At 75.8% G+C, this 14,509-nt stretch carries 11 protein-coding genes; 5 read left to right on the top strand and 6 right to left on the bottom strand.

Annotated features, from left to right (window positions below):
• The 3 genes from H1A17_RS19240 to H1A17_RS19230 all read left to right on the top strand — a co-directional run.
• The coding region (locus H1A17_RS19240) for a hypothetical protein (protein WP_194822544.1) at positions 1–465 on the top strand (465 nt) is incomplete at its 5' end.
• 84 nt (positions 466–549) lie between these two features.
• Complete coding sequence (locus H1A17_RS19235; protein ID WP_145920077.1) at positions 550–1,026, top strand: hypothetical protein; 477 nt, start codon at positions 550–552, stop codon at positions 1,024–1,026.
• Positions 1,023–1,904, top strand: a complete 882-nt coding sequence (locus H1A17_RS19230; protein ID WP_145920076.1) for a hypothetical protein — start codon at positions 1,023–1,025, stop codon at positions 1,902–1,904. The genes H1A17_RS19235 and H1A17_RS19230 overlap by 4 nt, the downstream gene beginning before the upstream one ends.
• Before the next feature lie 22 nt (positions 1,905–1,926).
• On the opposite strand, the gene H1A17_RS19225 is transcribed toward H1A17_RS19230, so the two are convergent.
• The 3 genes from H1A17_RS19225 to H1A17_RS19215 all read right to left on the bottom strand — a co-directional run bounded on the left by H1A17_RS19225 (position 1,927) and on the right by H1A17_RS19215 (position 6,268).
• Positions 1,927–2,628, bottom strand: a complete 702-nt coding sequence (locus H1A17_RS19225; protein WP_194822543.1) for a VOC family protein — start codon at positions 2,626–2,628, stop codon at positions 1,927–1,929.
• 263 nt (positions 2,629–2,891) lie between these two features.
• Entirely contained in the window at positions 2,892–4,625 is a 1,734-nt protein-coding gene (locus tag H1A17_RS19220) for an ABC transporter ATP-binding protein (RefSeq protein WP_194822542.1), read from the bottom strand.
• Positions 4,622–6,268, bottom strand: a complete 1,647-nt coding sequence (locus H1A17_RS19215; RefSeq protein WP_309236807.1) for an ABC transporter ATP-binding protein — start codon at positions 6,266–6,268, stop codon at positions 4,622–4,624. Before H1A17_RS19215 ends, H1A17_RS19220 begins: the two co-directional genes overlap by 4 nt.
• A 269-nt stretch (positions 6,269–6,537) precedes the next feature.
• On the opposite strand from H1A17_RS19215, the gene H1A17_RS19210 reads away from it, so the two are divergent.
• On the top strand, positions 6,538–7,659 hold the full coding sequence (locus H1A17_RS19210; protein ID WP_228543822.1) for a hypothetical protein: 1,122 nt from the start codon (positions 6,538–6,540) through the stop codon (positions 7,657–7,659).
• A 48-nt stretch (positions 7,660–7,707) separates the two neighbouring features.
• Positions 7,708–10,926 (top strand): BTAD domain-containing putative transcriptional regulator, encoded by a 3,219-nt coding sequence (locus H1A17_RS19205; protein WP_194822540.1) that lies wholly within the window; start codon positions 7,708–7,710, stop codon positions 10,924–10,926.
• Here H1A17_RS19205 and H1A17_RS19200 read toward each other — a convergent pair.
• The 3 genes from H1A17_RS19200 to H1A17_RS19190 form a co-directional block, all read right to left on the bottom strand.
• On the bottom strand, positions 10,886–11,713 hold the full coding sequence (locus H1A17_RS19200) for an ABC transporter permease (protein ID WP_194822539.1): 828 nt from the start codon (positions 11,711–11,713) through the stop codon (positions 10,886–10,888). The genes H1A17_RS19205 and H1A17_RS19200 overlap by 41 nt on opposite strands.
• The gene (locus tag H1A17_RS19195) at positions 11,710–12,687 is read right to left on the bottom strand and encodes an ATP-binding cassette domain-containing protein (RefSeq protein ID WP_145920070.1); all 978 of its coding nucleotides are present in this window, start codon (positions 12,685–12,687) and stop codon (positions 11,710–11,712) included. Before H1A17_RS19195 ends, H1A17_RS19200 begins: the two co-directional genes overlap by 4 nt.
• A 76-nt stretch (positions 12,688–12,763) precedes the next feature.
• On the bottom strand, positions 12,764–14,374 hold the full coding sequence (locus tag H1A17_RS19190) for an RICIN domain-containing protein (protein ID WP_194822538.1): 1,611 nt from the start codon (positions 14,372–14,374) through the stop codon (positions 12,764–12,766).
• Positions 14,375–14,509: the final 135 nt, after the last annotated feature.

The raw sequence follows: 14,509 nt of genomic DNA, 5'->3' as shown, positions 1-14,509 counted from the left end.
CGGCCGGCGTCGGCCGAGGGCACGGTCGTGCTGGCGGTGCCGGCGACCACGTTGCCGCCGCTGGGCGCGACCTTCCAGCTGCGGCTGACGTCGTACCCGTCGGCCGACGCGGCGGCCCGGGTGCTCGCGGCGGCCCGGGACGCCGTCGCCGCCTGCCCCCGCTGGTCGTACCCGTCGGCGCTGGCCGACGGGGGCGTCGCGCACCGGTGGACGGTGGCCGTGCCCCGCGCCGACCTGCCGTACGACAGCCTGCGGGTCAGGATCACCGACTCGTCGACGCTGGGCGGGTTGCCCGCCGTCGCCGGGGGGACGCGGGTCGTCGTCGCGGTGGGGCGCACCGTGCTGTCCGCCGAGATCGCCCTCGGCATCCCGTTCCGTGACCAGTTGGAGCCGAAGGAGCAGCTGCTCCTGGACGACCTGGCGGTGGTCGGCGCCCGCCTGGTCGTGCACGCCCTCGATTCCTGACCGCGTGATCCGCCGGCACCCGACCCGCTGGCGGCGACCCTCCACCATCGACCTACCGACCCTGCGACCGATCGGCGGTGCACCATGACGGATCTGACGGCCCGGCCGGGGCCGATGCTGCTCAGCGATCTCGCGCGGGAGGTGGTGCTGGCCGCCGCGCCGCAGGAGTCGGCGCTGCTGCCGGAGGTGACCGCCGCCTGGCTCGCCGGTGAGCTGGGGACACCGGGGCGGGGCGGGCGGTGGCACGGGGGACGGATCGGCGTCGGGCTGGACGACGGCCTGCTCGTGACGGTGGTCTACCCGGTGCTGGCGGCGGCGCTGACCCAGGTGCTGGCCCCCGCCGCCGAGCGGGGCTGGCGTCGGCTGTGGCGTCGGCTGCGACCGCGTTCGCGTCGTACCGACGTGGTGGTCGCCCCGGAGGTGCTGGCCCAGGCCGAGGCGGTCCGCGACGCGATCCTCACCGCCGGGTCCGCCCTCGGGGTGTCCCGCCGGCGCTGCCAGCTGATCGCCGAGGCCGCGTACGCCGCCCTGCTGCGCCGCCAGCTCGGGGACGGGTCGTGACCGGGCCGAGCCGCCGCCGGCTGCTGGGGTTGGCGGGGCTCACCCTGGGCGGACTGCTGGTCGGCTGCTCCGGGCGCGGCGACCCCCGACCGTCGGCGGCGGCCGGGGGCCCGGCGACGCCCACCGGTACGCCGTCGCCGGCCGCCGACGTCCTGGTCGACCGGCTGGCCGGCTATCCGAGTGCCTTCCGGTTCACCCCGACGAACACCGCGACCACCGACGAGGCGACGGTGGCCCGGGAGCGGGTGGCGATGCGTACCGAGTTGGTGGCCTTCCTCGCCTGGGCCAGGACCAACGGGCACCCCGATCTGCGGGCGGCGCTGCCGGCCGACCCGGGCGGCGAGGGGTACCTGTTGGACCCGCTGGTCGGCAACGACGAGACCCTGGACACGGTGCCGCTGACCGGTGCCCGGGAGCCGTTCGGGCGGCTGGTGCCCGACAACGAGACGGTCAAGAGCTACCTGGGCACCCGGCAGGCCGGGTTCGCGCTGGTGATGCTGAAGGTGATGATGTCCCGGGCGGCGTACGCCGGGCTGGTCACCGACTCCCCGCTGGTCCGGGCGGCGGCCGGCAAGAACGTGGTCACCATTTATCCGGTGACCGCGCCCGAGCCGCCGGGCGGCGACCGGTACCTGTCGCTGCTGCCGGGCCTGCGTGAGGCGTTCCGGGCCGATCCGGCGCGGCGGTGGCTGGTGGCCAACCCGGGGCAGAACCTGTCCGCGGCGAACCAGCGGCGGCTGCTCGACGGCGGCGGCACGCTGCACACCGCCGACGGCTACCGGGTGGTGTACGTGGACAGCGCCCGCGCCGGCTACGTCCCGGCCGTGGTGGCCCGCGCCCTGTACGACGGCCTGCGGGCGGCGGGCACGCCCCGGTAGGCGGTGGACCCGGCGGGTGGGCTCAGCGTGCCGTCACCCCGAACGCGTTGCCGTCCGGGTCGGCCAGCAGGACGACCCCGTCGGCGGTGGCGTCGAGCCGGGTGGCCCCGAGGGCGACCAACCGGTCGACCTCCGCCGACGTGTCGGCGGCGGTGAGGTCGAAGCGCTGCGGGTTGTGGCCCCGCTGCGGGGCCACGGGCGGCCCGCCCCAGGCGACCTTCGTGCCGCCGTGCGGTGACTGGACGGCGGTCTCCTGGTCCTGGTCCCACACCAGCGGCCAGCCCAGCGCCCGGCTCCAGAAGAGGCCGACCTCGCGGGTGCCGTCGCAGGCGATTTCCCCGAGCCGGCCGCATCCGGCGAGGAAGGTGTTGCCCGGCCCGATGACGCAGAACTCGTTGCCCTCGGGGTCGGCCAGCACGACGTGCGTCTCCTCGGGCCGCTGCCCGACGTCGAGGTGGCTGCCGCCGAGGGCCAGCGCCCGCGCGACCTGCTGCTGCTGGTCGTCGGGGCTGTCGCTGGTCAGGTGCAGGTGCATCCGGTGGGGCCCGGTGCGGTGCGGCCGGCCCGGCACGAACCGCAGGTCGGGTCGGGTGGCGGTGCCGGGCAGGTGGACGCCGCCGGTGCCGTCGGCGACGGTGTCCCGGCCGAGCAGGTCGGCCCAGAACCGGGCCAGTCGGGTCGGGTGCCGCGCGTCCAGGGTCAGGGTCAGGTGTCGCGGGAGCATCCCGGCACCGTAGCCACCCTCGCCGGGGGCGACAACGGCTTTACGCCGCGCGGCGACCGGGGTGGCGGCAGGGGTCCGGGCGGGGGACGGGCGTTGCCGCCCGGACCTGCCTGCCGACGACGGGGGCCACCGTCCACCACATCGACCCCGATGACTTTACGGAAACATTTCGGAAACTTCAACTGGTCGTGCGCGTCGAATCCCTGCCCACGAGCTGCGTCGGCAGGGAAACCTTTCGGAATTGTCGCCCGAAGCGAGGCCGGTCAGTGGCCGTGCCAGGACCGCCAGAGGGAGGCGTAGACGCCGTCGGCGGCGACCAGGTCGTCGTGTCGGCCGATCTCGGTGATCCGGCCGTCCTCCAGCACCGCCACCCGGTCGGCGTCGTGCGCGGTGTTGAGCCGGTGCGCGATGGCGATCACCGTCCGTCCGGCCAGCACCGCACCGAGCGCCCGCTCGGTACGCCGGGCGGTCGTCGGGTCCAACGCGGCGGTCGCCTCGTCGAGGATCAGGATGTCCGGGTCGGCCAGGACGAGCCGGGCCAACGCCACCTGCTGGGCCTCGGCCGGGCCCAGATCCCGTACCCCGGCACCCAGCGGGGTGTCGAGACCGTCCGGCAGGTCGGCGTACCAGTCGGCCCCCACCGCCGCCAGGGCGGCCCGCAGCTGCGCGTCGGTGCTCCCCGACGCGGCGAACGCCAGGTTGTCCCGCAGCGTGCCGAGGAAGACGTGGTGTTCCTGGGTGACCAGGGCGATCCGGCGGCGGCGCTCGGCCGGGTCGAGGTCGGTGACCGGCACCCCGCCGAGGCTCACCACCCCCCGGGCGGGCACGTCGATGCCGGCGAGCAACCGGGCCAGGGTGGACTTGCCCGCCCCGGACGGGCCGACCACGGCCAGCCGTTCCCCCGCCGCGACCGTCAGGTCGATGCCGTGCAGCACCTGCGGGCCGCCCGCGTACCGGAACGTCGCCCCGCGCACCTGCACCACGCGCCCGGTGGGCAGGGCCGCCCGGCCCCGGGGCTCCGGCGGCACCTGCCCCACCCCGAGCACCCGGGCGTACGAGGCGATACCGCGCTGCGCCTGCTCCACCCACAGCAACAGCCGGTCCAGCGGGTCGACCGCCTGTTGCAGGTAGAGCGCGGCGGCCACCACCTCACCCAGGCTGACCCGGCCCCGCGCCAGCAGCACACCCCCGGCGAGCAGCACGGCCCCGATCGGGATCGGATAGCTGCCCTCCACCACCGGGAAGAACACCGACCGCAGGGCGAGGGTGGCCCGCCGGGTGGCCCACACCGCGCCGATCCGGGCGCTGCCGTGGGTCACCCGGTCCCGACCCAGCCGCAGCGCCTCCACGGTGCGCGCGCCCTCGGCGGTCGTGGTCAGCGTCTCGGTCAGCTCCGCCGTCGCCGCCCCCTCGGCCAGGTAGGCCGGGGCGGCCCGGCGCAGGTACCAGCGCACCACCGCCACGATCGACGGCAGCCCGGCGAGCGCGACCAGGCCGAGCAGCGGGTCCAGCAGGAACACCGCGCCGAACAGCAGCGTCAACTGGGTCCCCGCGATGACCACCACCGGCACCACGTCGCGCAGCATGGTGCCCACCGTGGACACGTCCACCGAACTACGGGTGGCCAGGTCACCGGTGCCGGCGTGCTCGACCACCGAGACGGGCAGGCCGAGCAGGCGGGTCACGAAGTCCTCGCGGAGCCGGGCCACGGCCCGCTCGCCGAACCGGTGACCGGCGTACTGGGCGTGGCGGGCGAGCAACCCCTGCACCAGCACACAGCCACCGATCGCCAGCGCCAACCGGTCCACCGCGCCCACCCCGGCCCCGGCCGTGACCTGGTCGACGATCCGCCCGATCAGCCACGGCACGGTCAGCCCGGCGAGGGCGGCGGCGCTGTGCAACGCCAGCACCCCGACGACCGCCCACCGGTCGCCGGCGAGCACGTCACGGGCGGCCCGCCGGACCACCGCCGGGCCCGCGACCGGGAGTTTCGTCATCGTCCGGGCCGCCCGACCGGCGCGTCGTCGGTGCCGCTGGTCCGGGAGACCAACCGCCGGTAGTCCGGGTCGGCGGCCAACAGCGCGGCGTGCGTCCCGGTGCCGGTGACCCGGCCGCCGCGCAGGTGGGCGACGGTGTCGGCGTGCCCGAGCAGCACCGGCGAGGTGCTCAGCAGCACCGTGGTGCGACCCGACCGGGCCTGCCGCAGGCGCTGCGCCACCCGGGCCTCGGTGTGCGCGTCCACCGCCGACGTCGGGTCGACCAGGATCAGCACCTCCGGGTCGGCGAGCAGGGCCCGGGCCAGCCGGACCCGCTGCCGCTGGCCGCCGGAGAGGGTACGGGCCCGGTCGCCGACCGGGGCGTCGAGGCCGTCGGGCAGCCCCTCGACGACGTCGCGGGCCGACGCCACGTGCACCGCCGCGTCGATCCGGGCGTCGTCGACGGGCCCGTGCGGGCCGGCGAGGATCTGCCGCAGCGTCCCGGCGAAGAGGTACCCGTCGTGGTCGGCGACGAGGATGCGGGAGCGCACCTCGTCCAGCCCGACCGCCGTCAGCGGGACCCCGCCCCAGGTGACCGCGCCGGTGACGTACCGGCCCAGCCGGTCGGCCAGGGCCGCCGCGTCGGCCGGGTCGTCGGCGGCGACGCCGACCAACCGGCCCACCGGAACCGTCAGCCCGCTGTCCGGGTCGTGCAGCGGGGCCGGGCCGGCCGGGGCGGGACGGGTCGCCGGGCCGCCCACCGGGTCGGGGGCGAGCCGGAGCAGGTCGACGATCCGCCGGGCGGCGACCCGGCCCTGGATCAACTGGTAGCTGCCCTCCAGCAGGAACCAGACCGGCACGATGAGCACCGCCACGTAGCCGTACACGGCCACCAGCTGCCCGACGGTGATCCCGCCCGCCACGGCCGTGCGGGCGGCCAGCCACACCACCACGGCGAGGAACACCCCGGGGATGACGGTGGTCAGCGCGTCGACCCAGCTGAGCACCGCACCCACCCGGTAACCCTCGGCCCGCAGCCGTTGCGACCGGGCGGCGTACCGGCGGGCGAACAGGTGCCGGCCGCCCACCCCGGCGAGCACCCGCAGGCCGGCGACGATGTCGTCGGCCCGGGTGGTCAGCTCGCCCTGCTGCTGCCGGTAGACCGCCTCGGCCCGCTCCAAGCGGCGCAGCAACGGGCCGACGACCAGCGCGACCACCGGCACCCCGAGCAGCGTCACCAGCGCCAGCACCGGGTCGATCGACCAGAGGACCACGGCCGCGACCGCGTACGCCAACACCGCGCCCACCCCGGGGCCGGTCAGCGTGAGCACCTGCGAGGTGCGCACGATGTCGTACCCGCCGACGGTGGCGACATCACCGGCGGCGAGCCGGCGGGGCAGCACCGCGCCGACCCGGGCGAGCTGCCGCAGCAGCACCGCCGCCGAGCGGGCGCTGGCGTCCTCGCGGATGAACGTCATGGTCCGGTGCCGCATGATGCCCAGCCAGGCCAGCACCGCCCCGGCGGCCACGATCGCGGCGACCCAGCCGAGCAACGCCCGGGTGTCGCCGGTGCGCAGCCCGTCGTCGACGGCGCGGGCGACCAGGAACGGCCGCACCGACAGCCCCACCATCCAGGCCGTGCCGAACAGCGAGCCGCGTAGCACCCGCCACGGCTGGCAGCGGACCAGCCACCAGATGTACCGCAGCGGCCATGCCGTGTCCGGCGTGCCCGGGTCCGGATGGGGCAGGCGTGGAGGCACCGACCCAGGCTAGTCACCGGCCCCCGGCCGCACCGGCCCGTACCCGGCCACGGCGCGGTGGCGTACACCTCAGTGCCCGGCGGGGTGGCGGCATTGACGCGGCGTACGGCGACCGGCAAGCTCCTGTGCTCGGATCGTCGGCGGCGGGCGTCGCCGGCCATGGGGGAGGGTCGATGGCGCGGCGGACGGCCACCCGCGGGTCGGCGCTGCTCACCACGCTGCTCGTCGTCGGTACGGCGACGGTGGCCGTGCCCGACCCGGCCCGCGCGGCGGCGCCGGCCACGGTGTGCCGGGTCCGCGACGGGCGGCTGACCGAGATCTCCGGCATGGTCGCCACCGACTCCGGCTTCGTGATGGTCAACGACGGCGCCGACGAGGCGTCCCGGCGGCGCATCTTCTTCCTCGACACCCGGTGCGCGGTGGTGCGGACGGTGGCCTACCCGTCACGGCCCCGCGACACCGAGGACCTGGCGGTCGGCGCGGACGGCACGGTCTGGGTCGCCGACATCGGCGACAACGACCGGACCCGTTCGACGGTGGCGCTGTGGACGCTGTCGCCCGGGGCCCGCCGGCCGGTGCTGCACCGCCTGACGTACCCCGACGGGGCGCACGACGCGGAGGCGCTGCTGCTCGACGGGGCGGGCCGGCCGGTGGTGGTGACCAAGCAGGGCGGCAGCGCCGGCGTCTACGTCCCGGCGGGACCGCTGCGGGCCGGCGCGACGGTGCCGTTGACGCTGGCGGGGCAGCTCCGGTTGCCGCTCACCACGACCCCGAACCCGTACTCGTTCTTCGGCCGCCGGCTGGTCACCGGCGGGGCCACCGCCCCGGACGGCCGCTCGGTGGTGCTGCGTACCTACGCCGACGCGTTCGAGTACGAGGTGACCGACGGCGACGTGGTGGCCGCGCTCACCGGTGGCACGCCCCGGGTCGTGGCGCTGCCCGACGAGCCGCAGGGCGAGTCGGTCAGCTACAGCCGGGACGGCCGCTGGCTGCTCACCGTCTCCGAGACCGCCGGCCAGCCGCCTGGCACCCTGCCGACGGTGCTGCGCTACGCCCGCCCGGCGGCCCGCACGCCGGCCGTGTCGTCCCCGCCCGCCCCGACGGCGTCCGACCGGGCACCGACAGCGTCCAGCGGAGCCCCGACGGCGGGGTCCCCGGGCGCGGCCCCCGCCGCCGATCCCCGGGCCGGCGTCGGCGGGACCCGGTCGCTGCTGCTGGGGGTCGGGGTGATCGGCGTCGGGCTGCTGCTGGCGGCGCTGGTCGGGGTCGTCCGGGCGCGGCGGACCCGCCGCTGAAGCGGGGGACGGCGACGGCCCGGCATCCCGGTGAGGGATGCTGGACCCGTGCAGATCAGCATCCTCGGCCCGCTCGCCGTCGACGGCCGGCCGGTCCGGGGTGAACGGCTCGCCGCCGTGATCCGCACGCTGGTCGACGCGCGGGGCCGGGCGGTCTCCACCGCGCTGCTGGTGGACGCGGTGTGGGACGGCACGCCGCCCGACGACACGACCGGCGCGGTGCAGGCGCTGGTTTCCCGGGTACGCCGGCTGGGGCTGCCGGTGGTCGCCGTGCCGGGTGGCTACCGGCTGCCCGCCGAGCAGGTCACCGTCGACGCGGTCCGGGCCCGGTCGCTGCTGGAGCGGGGTCGGGCCGCCCTGCGCGACGGTGCCGGGCCGGCCGCCCGGGACGCCGCCGATGCGGCCCGGGCGCTGTTCCCCGAGGTCCCGGAGTGGGACACCGAGGCGACCAGCCGGCTGTTCGCCGACGTCGTCGCGTTGCGCGCCGAGGCGGCACTGACCGGCCCCGGCCCGTACGACGACGGTGACCTGCGGCGGCTGGTGGCGCGGACCCCGCCGGACGAGCCGTCGGCCGCCCTGCTGGTCCGGATGCTCGCCGCCCAGGGGCGCGACGCCGAGGCCCTGGAGGTGGTCGCGCGGTTGCGCACCGAACTGGCCGACCGCTACGGCACCGACCCGTCGCCGGTGATCAGCCAGGTCCACCTGGCGTTGCTGCGGGGCGAGCTGACCACCCCGGCCGCCCCGACGTCGCCGGTCGCGCCGACCCGGACCGTCCTGCCGGCCGCGTGGCGGCGGCCGGTGACCGCGCTCGTCGGCCGGGAACGGGACGTCGAGGCCGTGGAGGCGGCGCTGACCGAGGCGGCCCTGGTGACCGTCGTGGCCACCGGCGGCGCGGGCAAGACCCGGCTCGCCGCCGAGGTGGTACGCCGGGCGGTGGCGGCCGGCCGGCCGGCCCGGGTGATCGAACTGGCCGGCCTGCGGGCCGCCGAGGAGGTGCTGCCCGCCGTCCTGGCGGCCCTCGGCGGGGCGGACACCACGACGGCCGGCGGCACCCTGGGCCTCGACCGCCGGGTGCTCGCCCCGCAGGAGCGGCTGGGTGCCCTGGCGCCGGAACTCGACGGCCTGGTGGTGCTGGACAACTGTGAACACCTCCTGGACCCGGTGGCGACGGTCGTCGCGGACCTGGTCGCGGTGTGCCCACCGGAGGTGGCCGTGCTGGCGACCAGCCGGGCGCCGCTGGGTCTGGCCGGGGAACGGGTGCACCGGTTGACCGTGCTGCCCGACGCCGACGCGGTGGCGCTGGTCGAGTCCCGGGCGCGCGCCGGGGGTGCGGTGCCCACCTGGGACACCGACCGGGCGTTGGCGCTGTGCCACCGGCTGGACAACCTGCCGCTGGCCCTCGAACTGGCCGCCGCCCGGCTGCGGCACATGCCGATCGACGACGTGCTCGCCGGGTTGACCGACCGGTTCGCGCTGCTCGACGCCGCGCTGCGCGGCCTGCCGGAGCGGCACGCGAGCCTGTGGGCGATGGTCGACTGGAGCCGGGAACTGCTCGCCCCCGCCGACCGGGACCTGCTCCAGCGGGTCGCGGTGGTCCCCGCCCCGTTCACCGCCGACCTCGCCGCCGCCGTCGCCGGCCTCCCCGACGTCCGGCGTGGGCTGGCGCGGCTGGTCGAACAGTCCCTGCTGACCCTCGTCGAGGGCGACGGCCCGCCCCGCTACCGGATGCTGGAGACCGTCCGCGAGTACGGCGAGGCCCGGCTCGACGCCGCCGGTGAACGCGCCGCCGCCATGGCCGGCCTGGTCGGCTGGGCCCGCCGGCAGGCGGTCGGGCTGCTCGACAGGTTCATCGGCCCCGACCAGCTCGACGCGTTCGACCGGTGCGCCGCCGAGCAGGACAATCTCGTCGCCGGCCTGCGGTGGGCGGCCGGGCACGACGACGAACCGGCGGTGGTGGACATCGCCACCCCGCTGTTCCACCTGTGGGCGGTGCGGGGCCTGCACCTGGAGGTCTCCGGCTGGTCCCGGGGCCTGCTGCACCTCGACACCCCCGAGCGGCGACGCGGCTCGGCGATCGTCTCCGGCCGGGCCAGCGGTCGGTCGTTGCCCGACGCCGACCGGCTGGCCTGGATGTGTCTGCTGGTGGTGGTCAACGCCGGCATCACCGGCCCGCTCCGGCTCGCCGTGCTCGCCCGCCGGGCCCTGTCCCGGCTGCTGGCCGAGCGGCCCCGGAAGGTCTCCTCCCGGCACGCGGTGCTCGCCTCCGTGCTGCCGGCGTTCGACCAGCTCGACCCGGAGCTGGCGCTGCCGGGCACCACCACCCTGATCGAGCATCCCGACCCGTACGTGCAGGGCTTCGGCCTGTTCGCCCGCGCGGCGATCGGGGACAGCGGGGGTCTGCCGGCGGCCTCGGTGGCCGACGCCGAGCAGGCGTACCGTCGGTTCGAGACGGCCGGCGACCACTGGGGGATGGCGATGGCGGCGCAGGTCGTCGGGCACGGCCTGACCCCCACCGACGGCGGCTCCACCGAGTGGCTGGCACGCGGCGTGCACCACATGGAGCTGCTCGGCGCCACCCAGGACGTCCGCGCCGCCCGGGTGGTGCTGGACGTGCAGCTCGCGCTGCGCGGTGACCCGGCGGCCGAGCGGCGGTTGGTCGAGACGGCGACCCCCGGCCAGGGCGAGGAGATCGAGACCGCGCAGGCGAGCCTCGGACTGGCCCGCCTCGCCTGGCAGCGCGGGCGTCACCACGAGGCGCTCGGCCACGCCGACGCGGTGGTCCGCGCGCTGGCCGGCTGGCCCGGCCCGCCGCCGCAGCCCCGGGTCGTGCTGCGGGTCGCGGTGGCGGTGCTGCGCCTGCGGGTCGCCGAGGTCTGGCCGGCCGCCCGGCGCGACGCCGCCGCCCGCGCCGCCGACCTGCTGGCCGCCGCCGGCGCGGAGGCGCTGTCGTCGCGGGACCTGCCGGTGATCGGGACCTGGGCGTTGGGGGGCGCGGAACTCGCCGCCTGGCGCGACGACGTCGGGACCGCCCGGGAGCTGTTCGCGCTCGGCACCCGGCTGGGCAGCAACTCGGCGGCGTTCTTCCCGTCGGGCGTCGGGGAACGGCTCACCGCCGCCCTCGGTGACGAGGCGCGGCGGGAGCCGTTGCTGGCCGGGTGGCGGGCGCGGCCGGCCGCCGCGGCCACCGCCCGCGTCGGCGAGCTGATGGACGACCTGATCGGCCGGATCAGACCCGCCGACGGTACGCACGCAGCGCCAGTGGCATGAACACCGCCACGAAGCCGGCGCACCACAGCAGCGTCCACCACACGTGGTTGCCGACCGGGGTGCCGAGGAACAGTCCGCGCATCGCCGTCACCAGATGGGTCAGCGGGTTCACCGTCACCACCGCCTGCATCCAGCCCGGCAGGGTGCCGGCGGCGACGAACACGTTGGACGCGAAGCTCAACGGCATGATCAGCGCGAACATCACCCCCTGCACCGCGCCCGGCGTGCGGACCTTCATCCCGACGTAGACCGGCAGCCAGCTCAGGCAGAGCGCGAACAGCACCGCGAGCAGGCATCCGGCGAGCGCCTGCACCGGGCCGGACTCGATCCGGAAGCCGAGCAGGTAGCCGATCGCCAGCGTCGAGACGGTCACGATCACGTACCGCACCACGTCGCCGAACACCGCGCCGACCAGCGGTGCGGACCGGGGGACGGGCAGCGAACGGAACCGGTCGAAGATGCCCTTGGCGATGTCGGTGTTGAGGTTGACGCCGATCGCGATGCACCCGGTGGCGATGGTCTGCGCCAGGATGCCCGGCAGCAGGTACTGGAGGTAGTCGTGGGTGGAGCCGGCGACCGCGCCGCCGAAGACGTACACGAAGATGACCAGGAACAGCACCGGTTGCAGGGTGACGTCGATCAACGCCTCCGGGGTGCGCCAGGTCTTGATCAGGCTGCGTCTGGCCAGCGCCAGCGAGTGTCGCAGCAGCCGCAGCGGCCGGGGCTGCGCGACGACCGTGGACAGCGTCGGCCCGGTGCGGGGCGGGGTGCCGGTCAGGGTGCTCATGCGGCGACCTCCGTACGGGTGGTGTCGTCGTCGGCCGCGGTCCGGCCGGTGAGGGTGAAGAAGACCTCGTCGAGGCTCGGCAGGTGCAGCGAGAGTTCGGTGACCGTGATGCCGGCGGCGGCCAGCCGGGCGACGCTCTCGGTCAACGCGGAGTCGTCGGTGACCGGCACCGCGAGCACGCCCCTGCGGATCTCGTCGGCGGGCGCGCCGGAGCCCACCCGGGACAGGATCGCCGCCGTCGGGGCCAGGTTGGCCGGGTCGGTCGGCCGCACCTCCAGGGTCTGCCCGCCGACGACCCGCTTCAGCCCGTCCGGGGTGTCGTGGGCGATGACCCGGCCGTGGTCGATCACGGTGATCGCGTCGGCCAGCGCGTCGGCCTCCTCCAGGTACTGCGTGGTGAGCAGCACGGTCGCCCCGTTGGTCACCAGCGACCGGACGACGTCCCACATGTCCTCGCGCTTGGCCGGGTCGAGGCCGGTCGTCGGCTCGTCCAGGAAGATCACGTCCGGTGAGCCGACCAGGCTGGCGGCCAGGTCCAGCCGGCGGCGCATCCCGCCGGAGTAGGTCTTGGCCGGCCGGTTCGCGGCGGCGGTCAGGTCGAACCAGTCGAGCAGTTCGGCCGCCCGCCGCCGCGCGCCGGCCCGGCCGAGTTCCAGCAGCGTCCCGAACAGCTCCAGGTTCTGCCGTCCGGTCAGGTCCTCGTCGACCGAGGCGTACTGGCCGGTGAGGCCGATGGACTGCCGGACCCGCTCGGCCTGGCGTACCACGTCGAGGCCGTTGATCCGGGCGGTGCCGGCGTCCGGGGTCAGCAGCGTGGACAGGATACGCACGGCGGTGGTCTTGCCGGCCCCGTTCGGGCCGAGCACCCCGAGCACGGTGCCCCGGGGCACGGCGAGGTCCACCCCCTGCAACGCCCGGGTGGACCCGAAGGTCTTGACCAGGCCCTCGGCTTCGATCATCAACTCAGCTGTCATGCCGGCCAGCGTGCGCCGGCCGGCTGACACGGCGCCGACATGCCGCCGACATGCCGCCGACGCCCCCGCCCGGGGGTCAGCAGCGGACGATTGTCGCGTTGTTCAGGGTGATGTTGCTGATGGTCAGGTTGTCGGCGCAGGGGTTCTCCACGATCCGGTTGTTGACCAGGGTGAAGTTGCGCAGGGCGAGGTCCCGGTTGCCGGGGAACTCGGCGCGTTCGGCGAGCCGGACCTCGCCGCCGCCGCTGATCGTGCCGCCGTTGGTGGCCAGGCTCACCCCGTAGCAGTTCTCGATCAGCACGGCGTTGTTTCCGGTGTTGGCGATGTCGACCCGGTCGATCGTCGCGCCGCCGGACTCGGAGACGCAGAACACGCCCCGGCCGCCGCCCCGGGCCCGGACGGTGCCGACCCGGATGTTGGTCGGGTAGCTGTCGCCGATGCGGCCGTTGCGGTTGGCCATCCGGAACGCGGCGTAGCCGGTGCCGGTGCCGGCGTTCTCCGCGTCGACGGTGGTGACGGTGGCGTTGATGGTCTGGTTGAGCAGCAGGCCGGACTCGCCGACGTTGCGGGCGGTGACGGTGCCCACGGTCAGCCCGTCGACGCCGTACGTCTCCACCGCGTGGGAGCTGGCACCGGAGACGTACACGGTGTCGATCCGGACGTTGCGGGTCCACTGGCTGGTGTCGCCCCGGTTGTCGATGCGGACGCCGAGGCCGGCTGAGAGCCGCATGTCGAGCTGCCCCAGCACGACGTCGGTGACGTTGCGCAGGAAGACCCCGTACAGCGGGGTGCCGGTGAGGGTGAGGTGCTGCACCTCGACCTGGGTGGTGCCCCGGGAGTAGACGGGGGCCTGGTCACCGGAGCCGGTGCCGGTGACGTTGATCGTGCCGCACACGTCGAGGGTGGTGTAGCTGGGCAGCGAGATGCGCGAGTTGGCGCTCATCGTGCCCGAGCCGCGCACCACCACCCGCTGCTTGCTGGTCCGGCCGGGGGTGAGGCTGTTCACCGCCGCCTGCACGGCGGCCCGCAGGTCGGTGCCGGTGTGTACGGTCGTGCCACCGTTGCGGACGGTCCAGGTGCCGCCGGCCAGCACCGCCTCGGCCTGGAACGCGCCGCTGCCGCAGTCGGCCGTGCCGCCCGGCCGGGCGAGCTGCCACTGCTGGTTGGTCCCGTCGAGGTCCTGGTACTGCGAGATCGTCGCCCCGTCGGCGGTGGACCGTTCCCACACGTCGAGGGCCTTGCCGGAGTGCCGGTTGAGCAGCCGGACGTAGCCGCCGGCCGAGTCGACGAGCCGGAAGTGCTGCCGGGTGTTGCCGCCGGTCGCCGGGTTCTGCACCAGGGGGGTGCCGTCGACGGCGTTGGGCAGTTCGAGGACCTTGCCGCTGTGCGCCGAGCGGAGCTGGTAGTAGCCGCCGCCGACGTCGACGAACCGCCACCGCTGCACGGCGAGGTCGTTGCGGGTGTACTGCCTGACCGGCGCGCCGTCGGCGGTGGACCAGTCGTACAGGTCCATCGCCTTGCCGCTGTTGCGGTTGACGAGCACGTAGTCGACGCCGGTGTCGACGGTGGCCGCGGAGGCGGCCGGCGGGGCGACGACGGTGGCGGCGGCGACCAGGGCGAGGACGGTGACGACCAGCAGGCCGAGCCGTCGGGGACGGGGACCTCGGGTGGGGGAGGCGGGTGGCATGGGGCTCCTTCTGCGGTGACGGGATGCCGGGACGGGCCGTCTGCACCGTATCGACACCCATTGATTCGGGCAAACCCCGCCGGTCGGTGCCGACCGGGCAGGCCCGGACATCCGCCCCACCGGTCCGACGGACGG

This window comes from Micromonospora sp. S-DT3-3-22 (assembly GCF_015354745.1).
GTDB classification, from domain to species: domain Bacteria; phylum Actinomycetota; class Actinomycetes; order Mycobacteriales; family Micromonosporaceae; genus Micromonospora; species Micromonospora wenchangensis.
Note: the sequence above shows the minus strand (reverse complement) of the source record. Positions and strands in the feature narration are given on the sequence as shown.